The sequence below is a fragment of the Tolypothrix tenuis PCC 7101 genome, from assembly GCF_963874875.1.
GTDB lineage: Bacteria > Cyanobacteriota > Cyanobacteriia > Cyanobacteriales > Nostocaceae > Aulosira > Aulosira tenue.
The window spans coordinates 3,510,589-3,535,746 of sequence record NZ_CAWNJS010000001.1 but is presented as its reverse complement, the minus strand read 5'-3'; the positions used below and the strand labels follow the sequence as shown (position 1 = coordinate 3,535,746).

The following is a 25,158-nucleotide window of genomic DNA, read 5'->3' as shown; positions in this document are numbered from 1 at the left end:
GTAATTCGTAATTACGTGAGTTAAGGGTGCTGGGAGGTGGGAAGCTCAACGCCAGCATAGATTGTAATTAATATTGAGATAGATGCGGAGTGGTTAGGGGTAGCTGTTACCTTACCAGTACAGAGAAGCAAGCTATAGGTAGTTTCTCTGATCAAAGAAGGATAGGGCTTGCAGCAGGTTATTATCAATGCAGACTTAATGCGTTGAGATGAGAATAAAGATATAGGTTTGGTTATAAAACATTTAAAGCGCGATCGCAATCTGTAAAAAAGCTCACTTTTGAGGTTGATTGTGTATCTGGATCACCTGGATGTCGGTATAAAAACAGTTTTTGGCGTTTATTACAAATAGATAAGTACTGCTACGTAGAATTGCAAAATATTGATATTTTGCAGCCAAGCTCAGTGCATCTAGCAAAGTTTTATGCCTCTAATTAGCCTAAGATTACTATAGATACTTTGCTGAATCTCCCCATTTTTAATAAGGGAAATCAAATGTCTAATTTTGAGCTAGTTCTCAAGCTATTGCTACAACTAACAATAATTTTGGTGACTTGTCGCATCGTGACTATTATTGGTACGCGATATCTCAAACAAACTGATGTTGTTTGTGAAATGATTGCGGGGGTAATGTTAGGGCCATCATTACTAGGTTTAATTACTCCAGATTTACAGCAGTGGTTATTTCCCAAAGCACCAATATTGTTAGCAACGGGAGCCAAAATTCCCAATCCTTCGATGTCGATTCTCTTCGCTATCAGTCAGATTGGGTTAGTAATTTATATGTTTTTGATTGGCTTAGAATTTAATACTGATTTAATTAAGCAGCGTCTTAAAAGTGCAGGTTTAGTGTCTGCGGCTGGGATAATTGCACCTTTTTGTTTAGGCGCGATCGCAGCTTTTTTCTTATACAGTAAAGGCGACCTTTTTAAAGCTGGTGTAACTCCTTGGGCTGCGGCTTTATATTTGGGTGCATCGATGTCGATTACCGCATTTCCGATGTTAGCCCGGATGCTCTATGAAAGGGGAATTGCAAAAACCACTTTTGGCACTTTAGCTCTAGCCGCAGGTTCTATAGATGACGCAACTGCATGGTGTTTACTGGCTATTGTGTTAGCCAGTTTAAATGCTAATTCTAGTATTGCCGCTTTTGCGATTGGTGGTGGTATTGGCTATGTTTTATTAACAATTTTTGTCGGTAGACCTGCTTTAACTATCTTTACTCGCATCACAAATAAAGATGGTGGAGTGACAATTCAAACATTAACTTTAGTACTAACAGTTTTGATGTTTGGGGCTTGGTTTACCGATGCTATTGGTATCTATGCAGTCTTTGGTGCCTTTATTTTAGGCACAGCAATGCCGCGCGGGGAATTTGCCGAACAAATACGCGATCGCACTGAATTTTTGACGACAGGTTTTTTATTACCGATATTTTTTGTCTTCTCAGGATTGAATACACAAATAGGATTAGTAAATACACCAACTTTGTGGGCAATTACATTTTTGATTATTGCGATCGCTGTTCTTGGTAAAGGCATTGCTTGTATGCTTGCGGCTAAAATAGCTGGCGAAACTTGGCGAGAATCAGCAACAATTGGGGCGCTCATGAATGCTCGAGGATTGATGGAGTTAATTATCCTCAATATAGGTTTAGAACAAGGAGTTATTACGCCAACTTTATTCACTATCATGGTTATTATGGCAATCGTGACGACATTAATGGCATCACCACTAGTTGCCTATTTGTTGCAAGGTACGAGGTATGAGAAATCTCTGGCTTAGGGGTTGGGGATTGGGGACTGGGGACTGGGGATTGGGGATTAGGGATTGGGGATTGGGGATTGGGGATTGGGGATTAGGGATTTTAAATTAATTTAATGTTTTCAAAATAGGGATTGAAAGGGAAGAAAGAGAAGATAGCACACAAAGCAGAAGAGAAATGACACATCACTCTGCAATACTAATCGGTTAAGCGTTTTGAACCCAAAATAGGTTTTGGGGAAAAGGTTAAAGGTTAAGGGTTAAAGGTTTTTTCTTTCCCTTTTCCCATTCCCTTTTTTCCCCTTCACCAACAAGTATTGCATCACTCTGCTATTACCAATTACCAATTACCAATTACCCAATGCCCCATGCCCCATGCCCCATGCCCCATGCCCCAGTATAAAAAGGTTGACATTTTTGAGTGTTATAAAGAATCATCTTAGGGAAACCGGATAGTCACTTGCGAGGAAACTATGCACACAGTAATACTCGTTCTGTTTGAGGTGCTGATTGTTATTGGACTGTCTCGGCTAGTAGGACTGGGATTTAAGTCAATTAAGCAACCGCTGGTAATTGGTGAGATTGTAGCTGGGATTATGCTCGGCCCTTCTCTATTTGGTTTGATAGCTCCATCAGCAGCAGCTACCTTGTTTCCGCCCGAAGCCGTGCCATTTTTAAATGTGCTGTCTCAGGTGGGACTGATATTTTTTATGTTTCTGATTGGCTTAGAGCTGAATCCCAGATACCTGAGCGGACAATTAGAAACAGCTGTTTTGACTTCTCATGTCAGCATTTTGGTGCCGTTTTCTTTAGGAACGCTGCTCGCAGTGTTGCTTTATCCTCTGGTTTCTAATGCTAGTGTTTCCTTTACCGCTTTTGCCCTATTTTTGGGCGCGGCGATGTCAATTACCGCATTTCCGGTACTGGCGAGAATTATTACAGAGAACAACTTGCAAGGAACGCGCTTGGGAACCTTGGCGTTAACTTGTGCGGCGGTGGATGATGTGACGGCTTGGTGCGTCTTAGCAGTAGCGATCGCAGTTGCTAGAGAAGGTAATATTATCAGTGCCTGGCCGACAATTGTCGAAAGCATTCTCTACATCGGCTTTATGCTAACTGTGGGGCGTTGGTTCCTACAACGGCTGGCTACCTACCACCAACGCACGGGACGCTTAAGCCAAATGGTAGTAGCGTTAATTTACATGGGAGTGGTGGCTTCTGCTCTAGTTACCGAATTAATTGGCATTCACCTGATTTTTGGTGCATTTTTACTAGGTGCAGCAATGCCTAAAAATGCAGATTTGGTGAGAGAACTGGCAGAGAAAACCGAAGATTTTGTCTTAGTATTTCTGCTCCCAGTATTCTTTGCTTATAGTGGCTTGCGGACGCAAATTGGCTTGCTCAACCGTCCAGAATTGTGGTTACTGTGTGCATTAGTTTTAGCAGTTGCGATCGCAGGCAAGTATATTGGGACTTATGTTGCAGCTCGTGTCAGTGGAATTAATAAGCGGGAAGCCTCAGCCCTTGGTTGGTTGATGAATACTCGCGGTTTAACTGAGTTAATTGTGCTCAATATTGGACTCGAGTTAGGTGTAGTTTCACCCTTACTGTTTACCATGCTGGTGATTATGGCATTGGTAACTACATTTATGACCTCGCCACTGCTGGAATGGACTTATCCCAAGAAGCTGATCAGGTTAGATGTAGTAGAACCAGAATTAGAAGAAGAAACTGATACACCAACTAGAATTACTGAAGAATACCGAATTTTAGTGCCAGTTGCTAATCCTAGCACCCAAAAAGGCTTATTACAGTTAGCAGTTGCGATCGCTCTCAACTATCGTCAATCTGCTGTGGTTCATCCCCTCAGCTTGATTGAGTTTGAAGAAGACTATGCTTTTGAAAGTACACCAGTTGAGGCTAACCGCTTAATTGCTCAACGTCGCCAACAGCTAGAAGAGTTAATTAATAACCTCGAACCTGCAACTTCTCGTGCTTATGTGCATCCTATTATCCGCACATCAAGCAACGTTGCTAGAGAAACTGCCCAGATTGCCCAAATTGAGCAACCTAACTTAATTTTAGTAGGATGGCACCGCCCAGCTTTTAGTAACAATCGCTTAGGTGGGAGAGTTGGTCAAATTCTTACTACTGCACCCGTAGATGTAGCAGTATTTATCGACCGGGGAGGAGAAAGACTAGAAAGCTTACTAGTTCCTTATTCTGCCAATATTCATGATGATTTAGCCTTGATACTTGCCTTAAGATTGCTGATTAACAGAGATACCTGTATGTTGCGGATTTTACAGGTACGAGCGGAAAATCAGGTTAAGGACGAAATGAGCCACGAATTACAAATCATGATGGAGCAATTACCAAACAGTGTACGCGATCGCATTGAAATTCAGATGATTGAAGCTCCAGATCCCATCCAAGCTGTAGTTGAAGCTTCCGAGTCTGTTGATTTGACAATTGCTGGTACTAGCCGCGCGTGGGGTATCGAACGCCAAACCCTAGGAAGATACACAGATGAACTCGCTATTCAATGTCGTTCTTCACTGCTGATTACCCGACGTTACAGTCAAGTTACCTCCCATTTAGCCTCTGTACTTCCTGACGTTAGTAGTCCAGAATCAGCAGCTAGGAGCTAAAACCATGAATCATTTCAACGTTAAATCCTTAGCCTTTTATGGCATAGCAATCAGTTCAGTTCTCTTATTATTTAAAGCTGTGAGCGCTTACGGAGAAAGCAATCTCAAAGCTCCTCCTGTAATCAACGGTTCCTATCGTCTGGCTTTAGATGAAAAGCTACCTACCTGTAATCAAACAGCAGCTCCAATTCTCAAAATTCAACAATCAGGGATTTATGTAAATGCTTCTTTATTACCAGCAGATAATAACTCGGAAAATGCTACCAGCAGTGAAAAAAGTCATCCTCTCTCAGGCATTTTGAAAAACCAAGAATTAAATTTATCTGGCAAAATAGAGGGTTCTGCTCTGTGCAATATTGCTTCTACTCAAAATGCACCTTTTCACTCAGCTAAAATGCAAATGCAATTACTAGATAAAGGTAATTTTACTGGACAATTAACCCTTGGTGGTAGCTCGCAAAGTTTCAAATTTACGGCAATACCACAAAAAACACAGGAAAAATCACAGTCAGTGAAAAAGCATTAACAGCAGGATGATGAAAAATATTCAGCTTTCCAAATTTTATGCTGAGATAAATTAAAATAATCATCTTAATCCTAAAACTCTAAATCTAGTAGAGAGTTTTTCAATCAAGAGCTAAAAATCATGGTCAAAGGTGTGAGGAATAGACAATTTTTTCAATTCTACAAGCGGCTTATTAGTATCAGCTTGTTGAGTATATCTACAGCAATGATTCTAGAAGCTGGTAGTAGTATTGCTCAATCAGCAGCAAAGCAAATCAGACCCCCCTATTATCCCAATCTACCTGTACAACCTGCTACTACAAATGTGACAGGCTCATTAGCTAGGCTGGATAATTGGCACTTTTCTCCAGAAGCTATGCAACTGGAATTTACCCTATCAGCAGCTAGAACTCCTAAATACTTTTATCTAGCTCAACCTGCGCGCATTGTTGTAGATTTACCCAATACCAAATTAGGGTATGTTCCCACTCAACAAAATTATTCCGGTAAGATTCAGAGAGTTCGCATTTCTCAATTAAATGCAGGTGTGACTCGCATTGTTTTAGATTTAGCACCAGGAAATTCTTTAGATCCAAATCAATTAAAATTGCAACCCACTTCTAAGAAAAACCCGAATCGCTGGGTTTTACGTCCTGCTGTTAATACTGCTCAAAACTCTGTCAAACCAGGGTACTATCCGCAGTTACCTAATAATTTACCTGTAAATCCTCAACCTCTCAATCTACCTCAAATTCCATCTAACTATCCGCCAACACCCATTAATCAATTACCAATAAGTAATAACCAACAATCACCATTTTTGACGTTACCACCACCTGTTAACAACTTACCTCCAATAACTAATAACCAGTCGCAACCCTTTGTGACTGTACCGCCCCTTACTTCTAACAACTCACCCCAAATACCAGTTAATCTTCCAGCGCCAATTGTGCCAAATCAACCAGTTAATTTTAACAGCCCTGCACCTGTTATCAGCCCTAATTTTCCTGTTCCTACAATTCCCAATTCTCAACCTAATATTTCAGAAACTCAAGTAGTTGAATTTGGTCAACCTATTCCTAGTAGGTGATGTTTGGATTACAGGAAATTAACCGCCTATACAAGGCGATAAAATGATTTTTCATGATAAAAAGAATGGCTGATGGTAGTAAAACACACTGTAAGGGCACGGCAATGCCGTGCCTTTATAATTTAAAATTTTGAAAAAAGAACGCGACAGATGGGCAGGTAGGGAACATCCACAATCTTTTGGTGTATCAAATTATCTTACTGGTGCCCATTGGTGTCATCCATCATATAAAAATTGTATGTCAAACTCGTTGAGGGCATCGACAGCAGGATTAACAATTGTAGACAAGGCGCGCCAACGTCTAGGATGGACGAAAACTAGTACGGCGAGATGGTGGCAAGATGCCCATACTTCTAGAGCTACTTTACGTCGATTTTGGCAAGGCGATCGCATTCAGCGCGAAATTTTCATTGCTATTTGTACAGCTGTTGGGATTACCGACTGGGAAGCGATCGCAGATGCTTCTGGGGTAGAATTGGAAGTTATTGCAGACTTCTCTCAACCTTACATTGATTGGCATGATGCACCGGATGTCGAAAGCTTTTATGGACGCAATCAGGAATTGCAGCAACTAGAAGAATGGATTTTAGCTGGTTGTAAAGTAGTTACTATTGTTGGAATTGCGGGGATTGGTAAAACTGCTTTAGCGCTGGCTATGGCGGATCGGATGCAGTCAAAATTCGATTGTTTGATTTGGCGATCGCTTTCTACTGTACCTTCCCTAATATCGCTGCTGGATACGCTAGTGCAGAACTTTGAGGAAACTGTTGTTCATGATATCCAGCAAGGAACAGCACAACTTTTACACTACCTACACAAACGTCGCTGTCTGGTAATCTTGGATGACTTAGATGGGGTTTTGTCGCAGCCAGAATATACTCAATTTATCCAGAAAATTAGCCGCGATCGCCATCAAAGTTGTATCGTGATTACCAGTCGCGAACAGTCAAGTGCGATTGAAATCAACAACTGTGTAAATCTCAAGGGTTTACCAAAAGCCGATGCTTTAGAACTATTGCAATCTAGAGGCTTTACCACTAAAGAACTGGGAATATCAGCGTTAATTCAACTTTATCGCGGTAATCCCCTAGCGCTGAAACTTGTCACCCCATTAATTCAGTCTGTGTTTGCGGGGAATATCACAGCATTTTTGAGTCAGAATACCTTAGTGATTGGCGATCGCTTACGTTTTATCTTGAAACAGCAATTCCAGCAACTCTCGGAATTACAACAGGATATTCTGTATTGGTTAGCTATTTGGCAAGAACCTATATCATTCTCGCGTTTGCAAACCCATCTGCTGATATCCATCGATCCAGCGATGGTGTTAGAAGCAATTATGGCATTAGAAAGGCGATCGCTTTTAGAAAAATGGGTGGGTATGGGTGAAGCCTCATTTACCTTGCAACCCTTAGTGATGAAAATTGTCACCGATGAATTGGTAGAACAGGCTGCAAAAGAGATGCAACAGGTAGCGCAGACTCATGAGATTCATCATTTTAAGCTTTTGCGAACCCATTGGTTACTGCGTCCCGGTAGCGATGATATTGTAGGCGATCGCATTTTGCATCAACTGCGCGAAAATCTCTGGCGGTTGTATGGTGCGACTCTACCAGAAACACTAAATCAGATACTATTGCTATTAAAGGATAAATCTCCTTGGGCGATTGGTTACATTGCTTGTAATCTCACAGCATTGCTATTCAAAACTTGACAAAATATTAACCGCAGATAGAAGAATATGAACACAGATAAATTTATTTGTACTTCAGTCGCAATTCACGTAGGATGCGTTAGCGATAGCGTAACGCATCTGAGATTTTTTCATAAATCAAATCAGATTCCTATATAATTCATAGTTTATTATTTTGAAAATGCTTTTTTTAGATAAAGTTGTTTGGATTACTGGCGCATCTTCTGGGATTGGTGAAGCATTAGCTTACCAATTTGCTAATCAAGGTGCAAAGCTAATTATTTCCTCACGAAAAGAAGCAGAATTGCAAAGAGTTAAACAGCAAATCAAGAGTGAATGTTTAATTATTCCCTTAGATATTACCGATAATATAGCCGTAGAGAATGCAGTTAATACAGCTATAGATCATTATGGCAAAGTAGATATATTAGTAAATAATTCAGGTATTAGTCAACGTTCTTTAGCTATTGATACTCAAGAGATAGTTGACAGAAAAATTATGGAAGTCAACTATTTTGGCACGATTAATATAACTAAAAAGATTCTGCCATATATGATTAAACAAGGTGGCGGACAAATTGCGGTCATTTCCAGCCTCGTAGGAAAATTTGGCTTTCCGCTACGTTCAGCTTATGCAGCTTCAAAACACGCGCTACATGGATGGTTTGAGACATTACAGATAGAATTAAAACCGGAAAATAATATTTTTATTACTATAGTTTGTCCTGGTCGAATTAACACTAATATTTCAGCTAATGCTTTAACTGCTGATGGCAGTTTATATCAGCAAATGGATGAAGGGCAAGCAAAAGGGATGACGGCTGAGGTTTGCGCGCAAAAAATTATCAAAAGTATTTATCGCCAGCAGCGAGAAGTTTACATTGGCGGTGCTGATATTTTGATGGTGTATTTTAAAAGATATTTGCCATCTTTGTTTTATTGGATAGCAAAGCGCATTAATCCCACTTAATTTTACTCTTAGAGGATGTTTGAAAAGTCTGTAGTAGTGTATCAAATATTTTTTACCCCACCCTAGCCCTCCCCTTAGAAAGGGGAGGGAACTGGATTTTCCGGTCTCCCCCCTTGACAAGGGGGGATTAAGGGGGGTAACAGTGCAATTAAAATCACAGGGAAAAACTTTTCAAACAACCTCTTACACTCCCTGCAACCAATTTACTAAATCTTCTTGACTATTAAAATCTAACAACGCTTCGCCTAAATCTTCTAATTGGGTATTAGGTAATTGGAGAATTTGTTCTTGTAATTCTGGTGCGATCGCACCAACTTTTCGGTTAAGTTGGCGTATAATTATTTCCTGTTTGCCTTCTAATTGCCAACTAGTAACAATTTTCATAACTACCTCTTGTTTGACTGGTTCAAATTTAGCAATCTCAGTTTTAAAAATCTCTTGTTCTGCTGCGTTTAACTTGAGATAAGTGTCTACAAAGCCAGAAATCATTTTCATTCTGGCTGGATCAAGTCGTAAAGTTGCTAACAAACGCAAGCATTCAGACTTGACTCGGGGACGTTCTGAGGGTGCTATATTCATTTTGCCCTTCGGGTTCGCCAGTTGCCTACGGCGGGAAACCCGCCTTCAGCACTGGACTCACCATGAGGGCGCTGGCTACAGGGTTTTCTTGTTGTAAAAAGTCACGCCAGTTTAATTGATTGAGTTGAACTACCCCATAGTTAAATTCTAAAACTGTTTTGTCGGGAAACTCTACGCGGTAAATATTCGTTTGGGGTGTGCGTGGGGTGTCGTAAGAAAATATCACGATGGGATATACAGGTAATGCGTACTTTTCAAATAAGCGCGCAAAATATCGAAACATTCTCCGCCCAAAATCAGCTTGGGGGTAGGATTGGTTTTCGATATGGACGAGAAAAAATGTCTCTTGTTCTCGGAATCTGATTTGTGCTACTAAATCGGCTTCGTATTGTTCGCCAGCAGTAACATCGGTAAATACTTCTTTGTCTAGAAATTTTAATGATTCAGGTTCTAGATAAGCCATTACCTGGGGGAAGAATAATTCTAAAAATTCGAGAAAGAATGTAGAAATAAGTTCTTTAAATAAACGGTCGTGATCAATCATGTAAATATTGCTGTACTCATTCAGAGATGCTCATAATTGCATTTTCTCATGGGTACTGATTCTTAATTTGTCAGTCAATATCAAGTAATTTGAGCAAATTACTCAATTCGATAGAGTTTCTTTCATGAATCTTCTCTATATAGGTGAATAGACAAGCTTTTCGGCTGAAAAAAATCCGCCTGAGGGTGCTGGTAAATTCTCTGCTAGACAATCCATGATGCTATCTGGCAGGATTTTTTGCTTACCAATTCCTATTTTGTAATTGAGAAAGTCAGATTTAATCTGATTTTTTAAACATTAAATCTGTTCCTAGATTTTGCAGAATTGGGATAAACAAAAGTCAAGCCACAATTCGGCACACATTATCTAACGGGAGGATACTGCGTGAGGACTGGTGCTAACTACTTGGGTAACGGAGAGTGTGAGTTTACAGTTTGGTCGCCTACGCTAAATAGCGTGGCGGTGCAAATTTTAACACCACAAGAACAGATAATTCCACTCAAACCTCATATAGAAGCGGGATATTGGCAAATCAAAGTAAATGATGTTTATCCTGATACGCTTTATCGCTATGTTTTGGATGGCGAAAATGCTTTTGCCGATCCTGCATCACAGTATCAACCCGAAGGTGTTCATGGCCCCTCGCAAGTTGTCGATCCGCAGTTTAATTGGACAGATGATAACTGGACTGGTGTGCCTTTGGAAGCGATGATTTTTTATGAACTTCACGTAGGCACATTTACACCCGAAGGTACTTTCAAAGCGATCATTCCCCGATTGGCGGAACTTAGAGAAGTGGGAATTAACGCCATTGAAATTATGCCTATTGCCCAGTTCCCCGGAGATACCCATATTGAACCTGCTTTAGCATATCGCAACTGGGGTTATGATGGCGTTTACCCGTTTGCTGTGCAAAATTCCTACGGTACGCCAGCCGATTTAAAGGAACTTGTAAATGCTTGTCATCAACATGGGATTGCGGTAGTGCTGGATGTGGTTTATAACCACTTTGGCCCAGAAGGTAACTATATGGGTCAATTTGCGCCTTATTTTACTAAAACCTATAAAACCCCTTGGGGCAATGCAATGAATTTCGATGATGCCCACAGTCAAGGTGTGCGTCATTATTTCATCCAAAATGCGCTGTATTGGTTGGGAGAATTTCATATTGATGCTTTGCGGCTGGATGCGATTCAGGCGATTTACGATTTAGGCGCAAAACATTTCTTGTGGGAATTAGCGGAAGCAGTACATCATTTTTGCCAGAATGCTAATTGCAAACGCTATTTAATTGCCGAAAGTGACTTAAATAATCCCCAAATCATTCGTCCGCCAGAATTAGGTGGTTATGGACTGGATGCACAGTGGAGTGATGACTTTCACCATGCATTACACGCACTGTTAACAGGCGATCGCCAAGGGTATTATCAAGATTATGGCGAATGCACTCAACTAGCCAAAGCTTACCAAGATACCTTTGTCTACGATTGGCTGTATGCACCCCATCGTAAACGATTTCATGGTATCCCTTGCCGCGATCGCCCCCCATTTCAATTTTCCGTTTGCATCCAAAATCACGACCAAATCGGCAATCAAATGAAAGGCGATCGCCTGTGGAATCGCATTTCTTTTGAAGGATTAAAATTAGCTGCTGGTGCTGTATTGCTATCGCCTTACTTACCTTTATTATTCATGGGTGAAGAATACGGCGAAACTGCACCATTCATGTACTTTGTGAGTCACTCTGACCCTGATTTAATTCAAGCAGTCAGGGCAGGGCGTAAACAAGAATTTGCAGCGTTTCACTACGATGAAGATCCACCAGATCCAGAATCAGCAGAAACTTTTTTGCGTTGTAAAATGAATTGGCAATTACGCAATGAAGGTAAACACAAGGTTTTATTAGATTGGCATCGTGAGTTAATTAATTGGCGTAAAACCCACCCCGCACTTTTGAAAAAAGACCGCAATTGCATCGAAGCAAATAGCAATGAAGAGAAACAATTAGTCATAGTGCGGCGTTGGAGTGAAGCTAATCAAGTAATATTTGCCATGAATTTTAATCAATCTCCCATAACATTAACTTTACCAATTGCAAGCACTGCTCATAAAAAATTAGACTCTGCTGATACAGTATGGGCTGGCCCTGGTTCACCAGCACCTAATAATTTAGCTGTAGGACAAGAATTGCAACTGCAACCTCACAGTTTAGTGCTGTATGAATTAGAAGCTTAATTTCTCTTTTCTCTGTGTTCTCTGCGTCTCTGTGGTTCGTTAAAAAAAGTCTCACGCCTTCGACGCAGTCGTTCCCGCAGGGTAGGCGCAAAGACGCAAAGAATATTTCCCTTATTCCCCCATTAAAACAACAATATTATGCGAATTCCTAAAGCTACTTATCGAATTCAATTTACATCCCAATTTAACTTTGACAACGCCAAGGCGATCGCATCTTACCTCGCTGATTTAGGTATCTCCGATTTATACGCCTCCCCCATCTTCAAAGCTAGATCCGGGAGTACGCATGGCTATGATGTCGTAGATGCTGCTCAACTCAACCCCGAATTAGGTAGTACCGAATCCTTTGAAGCCTTAGTCAGTGAACTCCAATCCCTTGGTATGGGCTGGTTACAAGACATTGTACCTAACCACATGGCTTATAGTAGCGAAAACGCCTACTTAATGGATGTGTTAGAACATGGGCCAGATTCCAGCTATACCGACTACTTCGATTTATGCTGGAATGTTCCCTTTGGCGATCGCGAACAGCGCATACTCGCGCCTTTGCTGGGAGACTTCTACGGTGTTTCCCTAGAAAAGGGAGACATTCAATTACAATATGAACAAAACGGGTTAACTGTTAATTATTACAGTTTAAAATTGCCGTTGCGGTTAGAATCTTATACCAAATTCCTGACTCATAATCTGGGTAAACTCACCCGGACTTTAGGGCGCAATCATCCAGATTTTATTAAATTATTAGGGATTCTCTACATTCTGAAAAATGTCCCCTCAGAGGTAGCTGGTAAACAGCGTCAAGACCAAATCGCCTTTATTAAAGGTTTAGTTTGGGAACTATATACTAGCAATGACGATATCCGCGAGTTCATTGACGAGAACCTGAAAACATTCAACGGTGAACCAGGTAATTCCGAAAGCTTTAATTTGCTCGATGACATCCTTAAAGAGCAATTTTATCGCCTCGCTTTTTGGAAAGTGGGCGCGGAAGAAATGAACTATCGCCGCTTCTTTACGGTCAATGAATTAATTTCGGTAAAAGTTGAAGAACTGCGGGTTTTTAATAACACCCATAGCTTAATTCAAAAGTTAGTAGAAGAAGGCAAATTTACAGGCTTACGCATTGACCATATTGACGGACTGTATAACCCCAGCCAATATTTAGAAAGACTCCAAGAAAAAATGGGTGATGTCTATATCACCGTTGAGAAAATCTTGGAACTGACGGAAGACTTACCAGAAAATTGGAGAATCGCAGGTACATCTGGTTATGACTTTTTAAACTATATCAATGGCGTATTCTGTCAATCAGCCAACGAGTCAGAATTTGAGCAGATTTACCAGAAATTTATCGGTGCAAAAGTAGATTATGCATCCCTTGTCAATAAGAATAAGCATCTGATTCTAGAAAAGAACTTAGCCGGCGACGTTGATAATTTAGCGATTTTGTTAAAGAATATCTCCAGCAAATATCGCTTTGGCAATGATTTTACAGTCAACGGCTTAAAAAGAGCGATCGCAGAAATTCTGACTCTCTTCCCTATTTACCGCACCTATATTACACCTGACGGCATCCATGAGAGCGATCGCGCCTACATTGAAGAAGTAATTCGCCAAGCCAAAGTCCAAGCGCCTTTGTTACAGCATGAGATGGACTTCATTGAAAAGCTGATGCTACTGGAGTTTGATTCTTCCCTAACGCAAACTGAACGGGAACAATGGCTATATTTTGTCATGCGGATGCAGCAATACACCGGGCCTTTGATGGCAAAAGGCGTAGAAGACACCACATTATATTCCTACAACCGCTTTATCTCCCTCAATGAAGTCGGCGGAAATCCCAGTCACTTTGGTATTTCCCTGGGCGAATTTCATAGCTTTAACCACAAGCACCAACAAACTTGGACTCATACCATGAACACCACCGCCACCCACGACACCAAGCGGGGTGAAGATGTGCGCGCCAGGTTAAATGTGCTGTCGGAAATTCCCGATGAGTGGGAACAGCGAGTTAACAAGTGGAGTAGCATGAATCAAGGGCAAAAAAGCAAACGCAAAAATGCTACTATGCCCGATCGCAATGATGAATATTTTCTCTATCAAACCCTAGTTGGGGCGTTTCCCTTCGCGGAACATGAACTATCATCCTTTGGGGAAAGGGTGAAAGAATACATCATTAAATCGATTCGGGAAGCGAAAGTACATACAGCCTGGTTGCGTCCCGATAGCGAGTATGAAGAAGCTTGTACAGCTTTTGTGGAGAAAGTTCTAGATCCATCAATCTCCCAAGACTTCCTCACAGATTTCCGCGAATTTCAACAGCGCATTGCTAATTATGGCATCTTCAACTCCCTTTCTCAAACTCTACTAAAAATTGTCGCCCCTGGCGTACCCGACTTTTACCAAGGAACCGAACTTTGGGAACTCAGCTTAGTCGATCCCGATAACCGTCGTCCTGTAGATTTTGAACAACGGCGGAGTTATTTAAGCGACATCAAACAGCAAATCAAAACCGACATTCTCGGCTTAATTCAGGAATTACTCACCGCCAAAACCGATGGGAGAATCAAACTCTTTTTAACAGTACAAGCCCTAAAAGCCAGAATCGATTACCTACAACTATTCCAAGATGGTGAATATCTACCCTTAGAAATTCACGGAACCCACGCCAATCATATCATCGCCTTTGCCAGACAGCAGGGAAACCAAACAGCGATCGCGATCGCCCCGCGTTTTCTCACCAGCCTCATTCAACCTGGGGAATATCCCTTAGGCGAATCGGTATGGCAAGATACACACCTGCAATTACCCAAAGTCACCTCCGCCACCTGGAAAAACGTAATAACTCAGCAATCTCTAGAAGCGACAGGAACATTATCCATCGGCGCAGCACTGGCGCATTTTCCTGTGGGGTTGTTAGTGAGTAATGAGTAATTAGTTGTAGAGACGCGATGAATCGCGTCTCTACAAGAGTTCTGAGTTAACGGTAGGGGTTTAGCAATGCTTATTGGTGTCAACGTAACGTGCAACCCGCTTGGCGACAACGTTCTGCCCTCACCCCCAGCCCCTCTCCCACCAGGAGAGGGGAGCAAGAAATTTAATTCCCCTTCTCCTGGGGGAGAAGGGGTGAGGGGATGAGGGCGCGAGGGATTTGTACAACACCCGCCGTATATAGCTTTTAGCTTAAGTTGACACGTATGAGCACTGCTAAACCCTTCCTGATAAACAACCACAGAGGCGCAGAGAACACAGAGAAATATTTTTTATACCATTATGCGACAGATGGGCACGGCATCCACAATTTTGTGGTGTATCAAATTATCTTACTGGTGCCGTGCCCCTACAAAGAATTTATTTGTCGCAAACATTAGCGCTTAATTCTTTCATTCTCCTCCGCGCCTCTGCGCCTCTGCGTGAGAAAAAATTCCTCATAAATTGCTTATGACACCTCAAACTTCCACCCAATCCCCATTTACCAGCACACAAATCGACGCTGTCAGAACATATATCAAAAAAACCTGGAAAACCTTAAGGCGATCGCACTCACATTTACTGCAATCTGCCAAAGATGCCAAACTAGAACACAAACCAGATAGCCCTTGGATTATATACATTTCCCCTAGAGAAGATTGTCCCAATGTTCAGTCTGTCTTAGAGCGATCGCTTTCTCAAGACGAAGTCCGCCAAATCGAAATTCGCACCCTACCCCCCGAAGCTGAAGCCATCAAAGAACATGGATTGTTATATCTCCCCGGCGATTACGTTGTTCCCGGCGGACGCTTTAACGAAATGTACGGCTGGGACAGTTACTTTATTTTGCTAGGCTTATTACGGGATGGCGAATCAGATTTAGCCCAAAGCCAAGTCGATCAGCTACTTTACCAAGTACAGCATTACGGTACCATCCTTAATGCTAACCGTACATATATGCTGTCGCGATCGCAACCCCCAGTCCTCAGCTTGATGGTTTTGGCGATGTTCCAGCACAGCCAAGATGAAGAATGGCTGAGGTCAACAGTACCGCTATTAGAGCAATTTTACTATTACTGGGTAGTACCGCCCCACCTCAACCCCGCCACCGGGTTATCCAGATATTATGCTTTAGGCGAAGGCCCAGCACCAGAAGTTTTATTCTCCGAACGCGATGAAGAAGGAAAAAACCACTATGAACGCGTCAAAGAATACTATCAAAGATTTGAAATCGAAGATTATGATGTCAGTCTTTACTATGACCGAGAAACAGACGAATTAAGCAATCTGTTTTACAAAGGCGATCGCACCATGCGCGAATCTGGCTTTGATATCAGCAATCGCTTTGGCCCCTTTAGTATTGATATCATCCATTATGCGCCCGTCTGCCTCAACAGCTTGCTTCACCAAATGGAACAAGACTTAGCGCAAATCAATGATATTCTCGGTAACGAGCAACTAGCCCAACAATGGCGCGATCGCGCAGAAGTAAGACGCGATCGCATGAATCAATGTCTTTGGGATGAAGCCCAGGGACTTTATCTCGACTATCACTTTCAAACTCAAACACGCCGCAAATACGAATTTGCTACCACCTTTTATCCCCTGTGGGTAGGAGTCGCCTCCGACGCACAAGCTAAACGCGTCGTAGAAAATCTCTCCATATTTGAAGCCCCAGGCGGATTATTTACCAGCACCCGCGTTACAGGTAACCAATGGGATGCACCCTTTGGCTGGGCACCCTTAACATTAATTGCCGTCCAAGGATTGCATCGTTACGGCTATCATCAAGAAGGCGATCGCATTGCCCGTAAATTCTTAGCTATGGTAATTAAAGAATTTGAGCGTCGCGGTAGCCTAGTCGAAAAATACGACGTAGAACGCTGTTCCGCCAACGTTTCCGACGAAATTTGCTTTGGCTACAGTTCCAACGAAGTCGGCTTCGGCTGGACAAACGGTGTAGTACTCGAACTCCTCGCAACTTTGATGTAAACCCACAATTGTAGAGACGCGATTCATCGCGTCTTCCAATTACCCATTACCAATCCCCAATCCCCAATCCCCAATCCCCAATCCCCAATCCCCAATCCCCAATCCCCATTACCCATCCCTCATATCTAAAAACTTCAACTGCTGATACAAACACCGAATCAACCGTAAATCCACCCCAGCCGCTTCCGCCTTCCGTAACGGATTCCCAAAAATCGCTTCCACTTCTAAAGGACGGCGTTCATCATAATCAATCTTCATGCTAGTACGGTAAGGCTTCATCTTCACCGTATAATCCAACATAGTTTGAATAAAACTCTCAGCAATCACCCTCCCCGCCGTCTTCGCCCCAGCGCTAACTTCATACATCACCTGTTCAACTAACTCACGGGTGTGCATATTCGCCATTAACTCATCAGTTCTAGCGTTGAGAATCACAGACAGCCCATTATAGGGAATATTCCACACCAGCTTTTTCCATCGCCCCAGTAATAAATCTTCAGTTAACTCGATGGCGATACCTGCATTAGTAAAGTCATCAGCTATTTGCTGCATCCTGGGTGTAATTCCCATCGGATTGTAGTTAGCAGCATATTCTCCCAAGGTAATTTGTCCATAGTCGAGATGGCTGATATGTCCAGCTGCAACTTTGTTGGAACAGAGAAAACACAACCCACCAATAATAGTCACATTGTCAACTATCTTGGCAACTTCCTCCTCTACCGCCAGTCCATTTTGCAGCACCAAAACCACCCCATTCTCCTTAACTACGGGCGGTAACATCTGCGGTAGTAAATGGTTTTGTGTAGTTTTCAGCGACACCACCACCACATCGCATTGTGGCATTTTGGCGACATCATCGTAGGCGTTGACTTGAGTCAGTGTGAAATCACCATCAATTGACTCCACCAGCAAACCCGATTTTTTGACATATTCATAATCACTTCTCAACAAAAAGTGGACATTTAAACCAGCTTTTTGCAGCTTGGCACCATAAAAACCACCTAATGCACCAGTACCTAAAATGGCGTAACTACGCTCGGACATTTTACCTACAATGATATTTTTCTATGCTGATCATCAAGAGATACCTAACAAGAATACACTCGCGTGTAAGTGTTATATAATTGCACCTAATTTTTTACTCACCTTGTGTAATAAAACTTAAAAATGGTTTACTATCCTTTATGATGACATACACAAATATAGGATAAATAAATGGCTGATATTGTAGATATTGCCGTTAGCAATGACGCGTTTAAAACCTTAGTAACTGCTGTACAAGCTGCTGGTTTAGTAGAGACATTAAAAAGTCCTGGGCCGTTTACTGTGTTTGCTCCTACTGATGATGCTTTTGCTAAATTACCAGCAGGAACTATTCAAACTCTAGTGCAAAATATTCCTCAGTTAACAAGGATTTTAAAATTTCATGTAGTGCCTGGAAAGCTGATGCAGGCTGACTTAGCAAAACTGGGCACGGTTACTTCTGTGGAAGGTTCACCGATTAAAATTGATTGTTCTGACGGATTTGAAGTGAAAAACGCCACAGTTTTAGCAGCAGATATTGAAGCTGATAATGGTGTAATTCACGTCATTGATACAGTAATTTTGATGGGATGATTTGGTGATGGTGGGGATTACCCACCATCCAGTTATTAATGATGTGATTAACATTTTTAAATACCGTAATTAATTTAAATTATGTTACACAATTGATTGCTACACTCTCATATCATGCTAAGGTTAGTTCAATTATTTTGAAATATATTAAATTTGTTAGTATAAGCGAACATTATCCCAACAACTTGATGCTCGATTTCCACACCTTAGCTGAGTTCTCTCGCGCCAACTGCGTCAGTATTTGTGCGTTTCTTGTCCCTGCAAACCTATTAGCTACAATTTTGACAATTATCTTGACGGTAATTCATCGCCCATCACATCAAGTATGGCAATCGGCGGGAATTGCCAGTATTTTTGCCTTAATCATGGTATGGCACGTATATACTTGGTTTGAAATTGGTGTAGTGATGCTGCCAACTTATATCTTGCTATGCCTGGCGATGACTTGTTTATTCGTTAACTTAGCCACAATTCTTTGGCAAAGACACTGGGTGAAAAGGCTGAAGTTTCAAGGATGAAGGATGAAAAGTAAATCTTCAGTAGGGTGCGTTATGACTTTAGCCTAACGCACCGCCAGATCAAATAATGTTTGCAACACATCAATAATGTTCTAGAGGGCAAAGCAATGCCCATTTGTGTCAACTTAAGCTAAAAGCTATATACGGCGAGTGTTGTACAAAAACCCTCGCCCTCATCCCCTAACCCCTTCTCCCCCAGGGAGAAGGGGAATTGAATCTCTTGCTCCCCTCTCCCTGAGGGAGAGGGGCTGGGGGTGAGGGCAGAACGTTGTCGCCAAGCGGGTTTCACGTTAAGTTGACACGTATGGATATTGCCGCGCCCCTACGCGTGTAATTAATTTACGTGAAATACCCTGTATATCTCAATTGCTTTTTATCCTTTAGCCTTTACACTTCATACTTCTTTAGCCAAAATAATTCCATCCTTGGCGCGCATATAAAGCACTGGTGTCGCAAAGTCTGGTTTATCTAAGCCGACTTCCATTGAAATAGCGTTGCGAGTGGTTTGTATCGCTGCATCTACAGGCCAGCCAAGGGCGAGGGTGCGATAAAATTCATCTGCAAACAGCTTGGCGGTGGTGTCGAGGATTTCGTATTGCATGGCGACTACAGCAGGGATTCCTCGGCGTACTAGGTTGGGTGCGATACCTGCAAATGCTTGATTGGAAGATACAGCTGCGCCTTGACAGGAATTTAGCACAGCTAAACCTAAACTGCGGTTCCCTAAGAAGAAGTTGGCAAAGCCTTCATCATCTAATAATTTATATTTGCCATCGGTATCTACTAGGGCGATATAGCCTTTATTGTTCTCAAATTTACCGTGACCGATGAAGTGTAAAACATTGTATGGCTTTTCGTGTAGCTTTTGATTGATATTGCGGATAGTAGCCTCTTGTAGCACATCTAACTCAATTGTGCCTGAGTCTATGTGTTTTGCCAGCGCATCACGGATGAGGCTTTCTTCTCCAGCTTCGTCTAATGGCGGTAAGTTACTTGGGCTAGAGATGACTAGTAGAACTTTAAGCGGTTGACTTGCGGCTTTGAGTTCGCGCTTTTGTAGGGGAACATCAACATAACGCGAAAGCACAGTTTGAGTATTGTTTGCCAGGAATGTGTTAGTAGCCTCATCATAAAGAAATTCCCAAGGGAGAGCGGCTAATTCTGGGGAATTAAATACAAGGCTCAAGCGTACCTCGTAGCCATTAGCTTGTGCACCTGCTATTGTAGCCCGCAATTGACCGCGAATATCTACAGGGAAAAGCGCTTGGTAAAGTTTACTACCTAGTCCTTTGATCAATTTGGCATTTGTCTGTCTCTGCTCAATTAGTGGTAATGCCAGATCAATTTCGTTCATTTCCAAGCGCAATTCACCCCACTCCTCGCCTTGTTCTGCTGAGGAAGCGCGAATTTTGCGGTCTGCTGTTACTAATATTTGAAAATCATGGTAATTGATCATCGCTTGATTTTGGAATGATTCAACTTGGGGATTACATTTCTGTTCTACTTCTACAGGTAGCAAATTAACATCATCAATTAACCTGCGGACATCTACCATTTCATAGCTATTCTCGCACTCAACTTTATAGCGACCAGCTTTTAAACGCTTATATAAATTTTCAAATAGGTAATCATGAGGTGTTTGGCTTTCTGTACAGCTTTTGCAGTTGCAAGGAACCAAAATTTGCGGACTCAATTTTTTGAAAGACTGGTGAATTTGATGTAATTCGTCGTTAACAATTCCCAGTAATACTTTCTTTGTGATTCCTGTTACACGTATTTTGATTTCTTTACGCTCGTAATCTTCAATTACTTCAGCACGAGTTTCATCTTTGTTGAGAACAACACCATTTCTCCAAACAAGCTTTTGTTCAATCAAATCATGTCTCGTAGCAATCAAGCAAGTGATAATACCTTTGGGCATGAACTCGTATTTGTAACGCAAAATCAAGTTATGAGTTTTGTCCCAATTATATTTAGGTTGCTTGTCACTGAGTAGTTGTGGTGCAATATAATTGCTAGGACTATAAGGAATTTCGTAGCAAAGTCTGAATCGCTTCATGAGTTCCAGCAGTTGACCTCGCATATCAGTGTATTCTTTGTTTTTCCAGATATCTTTGAGATTATTCTTGCTAAACTCACCTTTATTTTGCTGGACTTTTTCATTGTCTAAGACTTTGTAGACGGCAGCAGTCACCCATTTGGGTTTTAGAATGACATACTGTTCAAGTAGAGAATCATCTTGATAGTGTAGACAAACACCGATGTCGTGCAAATAACGACTTAGCCGCAGCATATCTTCAGTGTCTGTTAAATTATTAACTTGGCAAAGCTTTTTGTATTCCTCTAAAGTGATGTAGTTGCGTAAGTCGTTTTCTAAAGCAGAACGAACTCTCAGCCAGATTTTTGGCAGAGGATCGTAAACATGGGGTAGTCTGCTTATGTAGTATTGAATAGCTTGTTTAATTTCTGGTAAACCACGATTGTCAGCTAGGTTTGTAGTCAAAAATTCTTTTAAATTGGTAAATTCTCCATGTAACTTGCCCTCATCAATTTTGCACTCACGATTATCTTTTTCGTTTTTAATAATGATAACAGGGCTATCTTCGTCGCACAGTTTAACAATATTAAGCCACCAGTTAAGGTCTATATTTTCTTCGCGAGTATCAACAACTAAGGCATAAAGAGAACGTTCAGTGAGAAAAAACTGGTGGGTTTTGTGATAGATTTCTTGACCTCCAAAATCCCAGATATTAACGCGAAAATCTTTATTACTATTGTTCTGTATGAAGTGCCACGGAATTATGTCAATACCTTCAGTTGATTTTTCTTTTGGCTGTAGATAATAGTTTTCGTTTTGAATTTTCTTGGCAAAGGAGGTTTTGCCAGCGTTCTCTTCGCCGACAATTAAGAGTTTTGCTTCGCAGAAGGGTTCACTTTCATTTGGATCTTGCACTCGGAAATAGAAATTGAGGACTTCATTCACATCACCTGGATCTTCCCAAAGCTTGTTTGTCCCTAAAATCTCAGGTGAAATGGGGAGTGGATTGCTACGTAAGTCTAGCTTTTTGAGGTTTGGCAGTTGTCTAATTTCCAAAGGCAGACTATTTAGTTGGTTGCTGCGGAGATTAAACGTTTCCAATTTAATAAGTTTTTCAATTTCGTAGGGCAGACTGCTCAGTTGATTATTGCTAATGTCTACACTTTGTAAGTTAATAAGTTTTGCAATTTTGTAGGGCAGATTACTCAGTTGGTTAAAGCTGAGATCGAGTGTTTGCAGCTCACCCAGTTGTCCAATTTCCCCTGGTAGACTTCTTAGTTTATTACTACGTAGCTCAAGTAGGTGTAAGTTAAGCAGTTGTCCAATTTCTCCTGGTAGACTGCTCAGTTGGTTAAAGCTGAGATCGAGTGTTTGCAACTCACTCAGTTGTCCAATTTCTCCTGGTAGACTGCTCAGTTGGTTAAAGCTAAGATCGAGTGTTTGCAACTCACTCAGTTGTCCAATTTCTCCTGCTAGACTACTCAGTTGGTTAAAGCTAAGATCGAGTGTTTGCAACTCACTCAGTTGTCCAATTTCTCCTGCTAGACTACTCAGTTGATTACTGCTGAGGTTGAGCGATCGCAAGTTGCTCAATTTTCCAATTTCACTTGGCAGACTGCTCAGTTGATTTTCTCTGATATTGAGCGATCGCAAGTTGCTCAATTTTCCAATCTCAGGTGGTAAGATCGTTAACCCGTAACCTGAGAGATTAAGTTCGGTGACACTATTTCTTGCTGCTTCTTCAATTACCTGTAGCAATTCTTCGTTAGTCATGGATAATTACTGGAATATTACTTACTGTTCTAAAGGTGTTCTAAGTCCAATGCATTCAAGATAAATGAAGATAGAATGCCTAAGGACAAGCTATTGCGCGTTTAAGCTAGAATTGTCACATTATATACGCATTATTTAAGAAGGTCATGCCGATACTGACAAAGGTATTGATTTGTATGAAAAATATTCAGAGTAGGCAAAGAATGTTTAACCAGTGCGATCGCGCTTTTCTCATCTTCAGCAAAAGTGCGTAGGCGTAGCCCGTCGTAGACATCGCTTTTAATGGGAGATAATTAAGTGATAGCCCAATGAACATTCCCTAGACCTTAATGCAGCAATGTTAGATGAAGACATTGATTATTCAGATATTCCGCCATTAACTGATGAATTTTTTGAAAAAGCAACATTGCGAATTCCGGCGGCTCAAGCTAAAAATTTGATTCAATTAGACCCAGATGTAATAGCTTGGTTTCAAGCTCAAGGCTCAGAATATAAAACACTCATCAACGCTGTTTTGCGTCGTCATATTGAAAGCAGCGCCGATCAACAATCCGCATAACACCTGAGTGTATTTCCTTATTGGTAATGTGTTAGCGGAGCTTAACGTATCCCTACGGGGAAGCAAGCTACGCGTAGCGTCTCGTAGAGAAGTTATCGCCTTAAATTGTTGATGGTGCGTTGCGCTGCGCGACAACACACCCTACTTTGTGCGATCGCCTTTGCCATAAGTCCGGTTAAGCAAGGGAAAATCATAATTTAACCCTCAAAACGATATTGAAGACGCTCAAAACGATATTGAAGGCGCTCAAAACGACATTGAAGACGCTCAATACGATATTGAAGACGCTCAAAACGATATTGAAGACGCTCAATACGACATTGAAGGCGCTCAATACGACATTGAAGGCGCTCAATACGACATTGAAGGCGCTCAATACGACATTGAAGGCGCTCAATACGATATTGAAGACGCTCAATACGATATTGAAGACGCTCAAAACGATATTGAAGACGCTCAATACGATATTGAAGGCGCTCAATACGACATTGAAGACGCTCAAAACGATATTGAAGACGCTTTTTTTAAAAATTTCAGTATAAATAAGTAAAAATAATCAAATTGATGTTTATTTGCGATTAATTTTCCGAATTATTTCTCATATAAATTCATTGTTGTATTGGCTAGATTATACGCAGTCATACTCTGATTTTCTTCAGGAGTGCATATTATTATGGCGAGACAAAAACGCGGTTCACCTATTCTCGAAAAAGCTTTACGGCGAATTGGCGGAATGCGCTGGATTAACCAGACGCTAGACTTTGGTAATGGCTTGAATTTAACAGAATACGACAGCCGCATTCAAAGTTTGCAGACTGAGCTATCAAACTACAATAATTTACTTTCTACTTTAGATGAAATGGCAGCTCGTATCGCTCAAAGTGAAGAAGAATTAAGTAGCTATTCCGAAAAGATGTTAATGAGTGTGGCTACTAATTATGGCAAAGATAGTGTGCAATATACCCAGGCGGGAGGTAAGCTACGCAAGAGTTCATCCCGCCGTTCTAAAAAATCTGAACCTTCATCAGAGGGTACAGTTACAGCTTTGAATGGTGCAAATAACAATGGTAAGCAAAACTCTGTTGTTTTACCTTAATTGGTTAACTGTATGATTCTGGCGATTGCTCTTTTGTTTGGTGATAAATAGAGCGATCGCCCAGAATTGGGATATTGGTGAGCGATTTTAGAAAGTAGCAACTATGATTAAATTAGTCTGACTAACCTAATTTGCGCCAAAAATGACAGATATTTCCCAAACTTCTCGACTGCAACAGGCAATCGATGTTGCGGAAGCCTTATCGTTAGCAGAACAGCAATTATTACTGGAAATTTTAGCAAAACGCTTGCATAGAAAACAACGCCAGCAGCTTTTAGAAGAAGTCCAAGAAATTCGCCAAGAGGTTGCAGAAGGTGGAATCACATACAGTTCTGTGAAAGACTTTTTAGCGGAGTTGGATAAATAATGTTTGCGACACATCAATAATATTCTAGAGGGCAGGCAATGCCCAGTGGTGTCAAATTAACGTGAAACCCGCTTGGTTGCAAGGTTTTGCCCTCACCCCCAACCCCTCTCCCACCAGGAGAGGGGAGCAAGAGATTTAATTCCCCTTCTCCAGGGGGAGAAGGGGTAAGGGGATGAGGGCGAGAGTTTTTGTACAACAC

At 41.5% G+C, this 25,158-nt stretch carries 16 protein-coding genes and 1 pseudogene; 14 read left to right on the top strand and 3 right to left on the bottom strand.

What is annotated here, in order from left to right:
* Window positions 1-494 precede the first annotated feature (494 nt).
* From AACU25_RS14400 to AACU25_RS14375, 6 genes are all read left to right on the top strand, one after another.
* Complete coding sequence (locus tag AACU25_RS14400) at window positions 495-1,784, top strand: cation:proton antiporter domain-containing protein (protein WP_096576687.1); 1,290 nt, start codon at window positions 495-497, stop codon at window positions 1,782-1,784.
* A 452-nt stretch (window positions 1,785-2,236) separates the two neighbouring features.
* Window positions 2,237-4,414 (top strand): cation:proton antiporter, encoded by a 2,178-nt coding sequence (locus tag AACU25_RS14395; RefSeq protein ID WP_096576685.1) that lies wholly within the window; start codon window positions 2,237-2,239, stop codon window positions 4,412-4,414.
* A gap of 4 nt (window positions 4,415-4,418) precedes the next feature.
* A complete protein-coding gene (locus AACU25_RS14390; protein WP_096576683.1) occupies window positions 4,419-4,940 on the top strand; it encodes a hypothetical protein in 522 nt (173 codons plus the stop codon).
* Window positions 4,941-5,060: 120 nt separating this feature from the next.
* Window positions 5,061-6,008 (top strand): AMIN domain-containing protein, encoded by a 948-nt coding sequence (locus AACU25_RS14385; RefSeq protein ID WP_096576681.1) that lies wholly within the window; start codon window positions 5,061-5,063, stop codon window positions 6,006-6,008.
* A gap of 238 nt (window positions 6,009-6,246) precedes the next feature.
* Window positions 6,247-7,722 carry an NB-ARC domain-containing protein gene (locus AACU25_RS14380; RefSeq protein ID WP_096576679.1) on the top strand — a complete coding sequence of 492 codons (1,476 nt, stop codon included), beginning with the start codon at window positions 6,247-6,249 and terminating at the stop codon, window positions 7,720-7,722.
* 160 nt (window positions 7,723-7,882) lie between these two features.
* Window positions 7,883-8,671, top strand: coding sequence for an SDR family oxidoreductase (locus AACU25_RS14375; protein ID WP_096576677.1), 789 nt, complete (start codon window positions 7,883-7,885; stop codon window positions 8,669-8,671).
* A 183-nt stretch (window positions 8,672-8,854) separates the two neighbouring features.
* On the opposite strand, the pseudogene AACU25_RS14370 reads toward AACU25_RS14375, so the two are convergent.
* Window positions 8,855-9,794: pseudogene (locus AACU25_RS14370) on the bottom strand (Rpn family recombination-promoting nuclease/putative transposase).
* A gap of 384 nt (window positions 9,795-10,178) precedes the next feature.
* Between AACU25_RS14370 and treZ the strand changes: the two are divergent.
* The 3 genes from treZ to AACU25_RS14355 all read left to right on the top strand — a co-directional run bounded on the left by treZ (window position 10,179) and on the right by AACU25_RS14355 (window position 16,991).
* Complete coding sequence (gene treZ / locus AACU25_RS14365; RefSeq protein ID WP_096576675.1) at window positions 10,179-12,029, top strand: malto-oligosyltrehalose trehalohydrolase; 1,851 nt, start codon at window positions 10,179-10,181, stop codon at window positions 12,027-12,029.
* A gap of 138 nt (window positions 12,030-12,167) precedes the next feature.
* Window positions 12,168-14,963, top strand: a complete 2,796-nt coding sequence (gene treY, locus AACU25_RS14360) for a malto-oligosyltrehalose synthase (RefSeq protein WP_096576673.1) — start codon at window positions 12,168-12,170, stop codon at window positions 14,961-14,963.
* Between the two features lie 507 nt (window positions 14,964-15,470).
* Complete coding sequence (locus tag AACU25_RS14355) at window positions 15,471-16,991, top strand: trehalase family glycosidase (protein ID WP_096576671.1); 1,521 nt, start codon at window positions 15,471-15,473, stop codon at window positions 16,989-16,991.
* A gap of 108 nt (window positions 16,992-17,099) precedes the next feature.
* Here the strand turns inward: AACU25_RS14355 and AACU25_RS14350 are convergent, their stop codons facing one another.
* On the bottom strand, window positions 17,100-18,035 hold the full coding sequence (locus AACU25_RS14350; protein WP_096576669.1) for a putative 2-dehydropantoate 2-reductase: 936 nt from the start codon (window positions 18,033-18,035) through the stop codon (window positions 17,100-17,102).
* A gap of 171 nt (window positions 18,036-18,206) precedes the next feature.
* On the opposite strand from AACU25_RS14350, the gene AACU25_RS14345 reads away from it, so the two are divergent.
* Window positions 18,207-18,608, top strand: coding sequence for a fasciclin domain-containing protein (locus tag AACU25_RS14345; protein WP_045867371.1), 402 nt, complete (start codon window positions 18,207-18,209; stop codon window positions 18,606-18,608).
* A 188-nt stretch (window positions 18,609-18,796) separates the two neighbouring features.
* Window positions 18,797-19,126: a hypothetical protein gene (locus tag AACU25_RS14340; protein WP_096576667.1), complete on the top strand. Its 330-nt coding sequence runs from the start codon at window positions 18,797-18,799 to the stop codon at window positions 19,124-19,126.
* 394 nt (window positions 19,127-19,520) lie between these two features.
* Here the strand turns inward: AACU25_RS14340 and AACU25_RS14335 are convergent, their stop codons facing one another.
* Window positions 19,521-22,937 carry a COR domain-containing protein gene (locus AACU25_RS14335; protein WP_321206736.1) on the bottom strand — a complete coding sequence of 1,139 codons (3,417 nt, stop codon included), beginning with the start codon at window positions 22,935-22,937 and terminating at the stop codon, window positions 19,521-19,523.
* Window positions 22,938-23,274: 337 nt separating this feature from the next.
* Between AACU25_RS14335 and AACU25_RS14330 the strand changes: the two genes are divergently transcribed.
* The 3 genes from AACU25_RS14330 to AACU25_RS14320 all read left to right on the top strand — a co-directional run bounded on the left by AACU25_RS14330 (window position 23,275) and on the right by AACU25_RS14320 (window position 24,959).
* A complete protein-coding gene (locus AACU25_RS14330; protein WP_096576665.1) occupies window positions 23,275-23,496 on the top strand; it encodes a BrnA antitoxin family protein in 222 nt (73 codons plus the stop codon).
* Window positions 23,497-24,169: 673 nt separating this feature from the next.
* The gene (locus tag AACU25_RS14325; protein ID WP_096576661.1) at window positions 24,170-24,592 is read left to right on the top strand and encodes a hypothetical protein; all 423 of its coding nucleotides are present in this window, start codon (window positions 24,170-24,172) and stop codon (window positions 24,590-24,592) included.
* Window positions 24,593-24,734: 142 nt separating this feature from the next.
* Window positions 24,735-24,959 (top strand): hypothetical protein, encoded by a 225-nt coding sequence (locus AACU25_RS14320; RefSeq protein ID WP_096576659.1) that lies wholly within the window; start codon window positions 24,735-24,737, stop codon window positions 24,957-24,959.
* Window positions 24,960-25,158 lie beyond the last annotated feature (199 nt).

Bases quoted from the DNA above. Each gene is read 5' to 3' on its own strand.
- AACU25_RS14400 (WP_096576687.1), top strand. From the start codon at position 495: ATGTCTAATTTTGAGCTAGTTCTCAAGCTATTGCTACAACTAACAATA.
- AACU25_RS14395 (WP_096576685.1), top strand. From the start codon at position 2,237: ATGCACACAGTAATACTCGTTCTGTTTGAGGTGCTGATTGTTATTGGA.
- AACU25_RS14390 (WP_096576683.1), top strand. From the start codon at position 4,419: ATGAATCATTTCAACGTTAAATCCTTAGCCTTTTATGGCATAGCAATC.
- AACU25_RS14385 (WP_096576681.1), top strand. From the start codon at position 5,061: ATGGTCAAAGGTGTGAGGAATAGACAATTTTTTCAATTCTACAAGCGG.
- AACU25_RS14380 (WP_096576679.1), top strand. From the start codon at position 6,247: ATGTCAAACTCGTTGAGGGCATCGACAGCAGGATTAACAATTGTAGAC.
- AACU25_RS14375 (WP_096576677.1), top strand. From the start codon at position 7,883: ATGCTTTTTTTAGATAAAGTTGTTTGGATTACTGGCGCATCTTCTGGG.
- treY (WP_096576673.1), top strand. From the start codon at position 12,168: ATGCGAATTCCTAAAGCTACTTATCGAATTCAATTTACATCCCAATTT.
- AACU25_RS14355 (WP_096576671.1), top strand. From the start codon at position 15,471: ATGACACCTCAAACTTCCACCCAATCCCCATTTACCAGCACACAAATC.
- AACU25_RS14350 (WP_096576669.1), bottom strand. From the start codon at position 18,035: ATGTCCGAGCGTAGTTACGCCATTTTAGGTACTGGTGCATTAGGTGGT.
- AACU25_RS14345 (WP_045867371.1), top strand. From the start codon at position 18,207: ATGGCTGATATTGTAGATATTGCCGTTAGCAATGACGCGTTTAAAACC.
- AACU25_RS14340 (WP_096576667.1), top strand. From the start codon at position 18,797: ATGCTCGATTTCCACACCTTAGCTGAGTTCTCTCGCGCCAACTGCGTC.
- AACU25_RS14335 (WP_321206736.1), bottom strand. From the start codon at position 22,937: ATGACTAACGAAGAATTGCTACAGGTAATTGAAGAAGCAGCAAGAAAT.
- AACU25_RS14330 (WP_096576665.1), top strand. From the start codon at position 23,275: ATGTTAGATGAAGACATTGATTATTCAGATATTCCGCCATTAACTGAT.
- AACU25_RS14325 (WP_096576661.1), top strand. From the start codon at position 24,170: ATGGCGAGACAAAAACGCGGTTCACCTATTCTCGAAAAAGCTTTACGG.
- AACU25_RS14320 (WP_096576659.1), top strand. From the start codon at position 24,735: ATGACAGATATTTCCCAAACTTCTCGACTGCAACAGGCAATCGATGTT.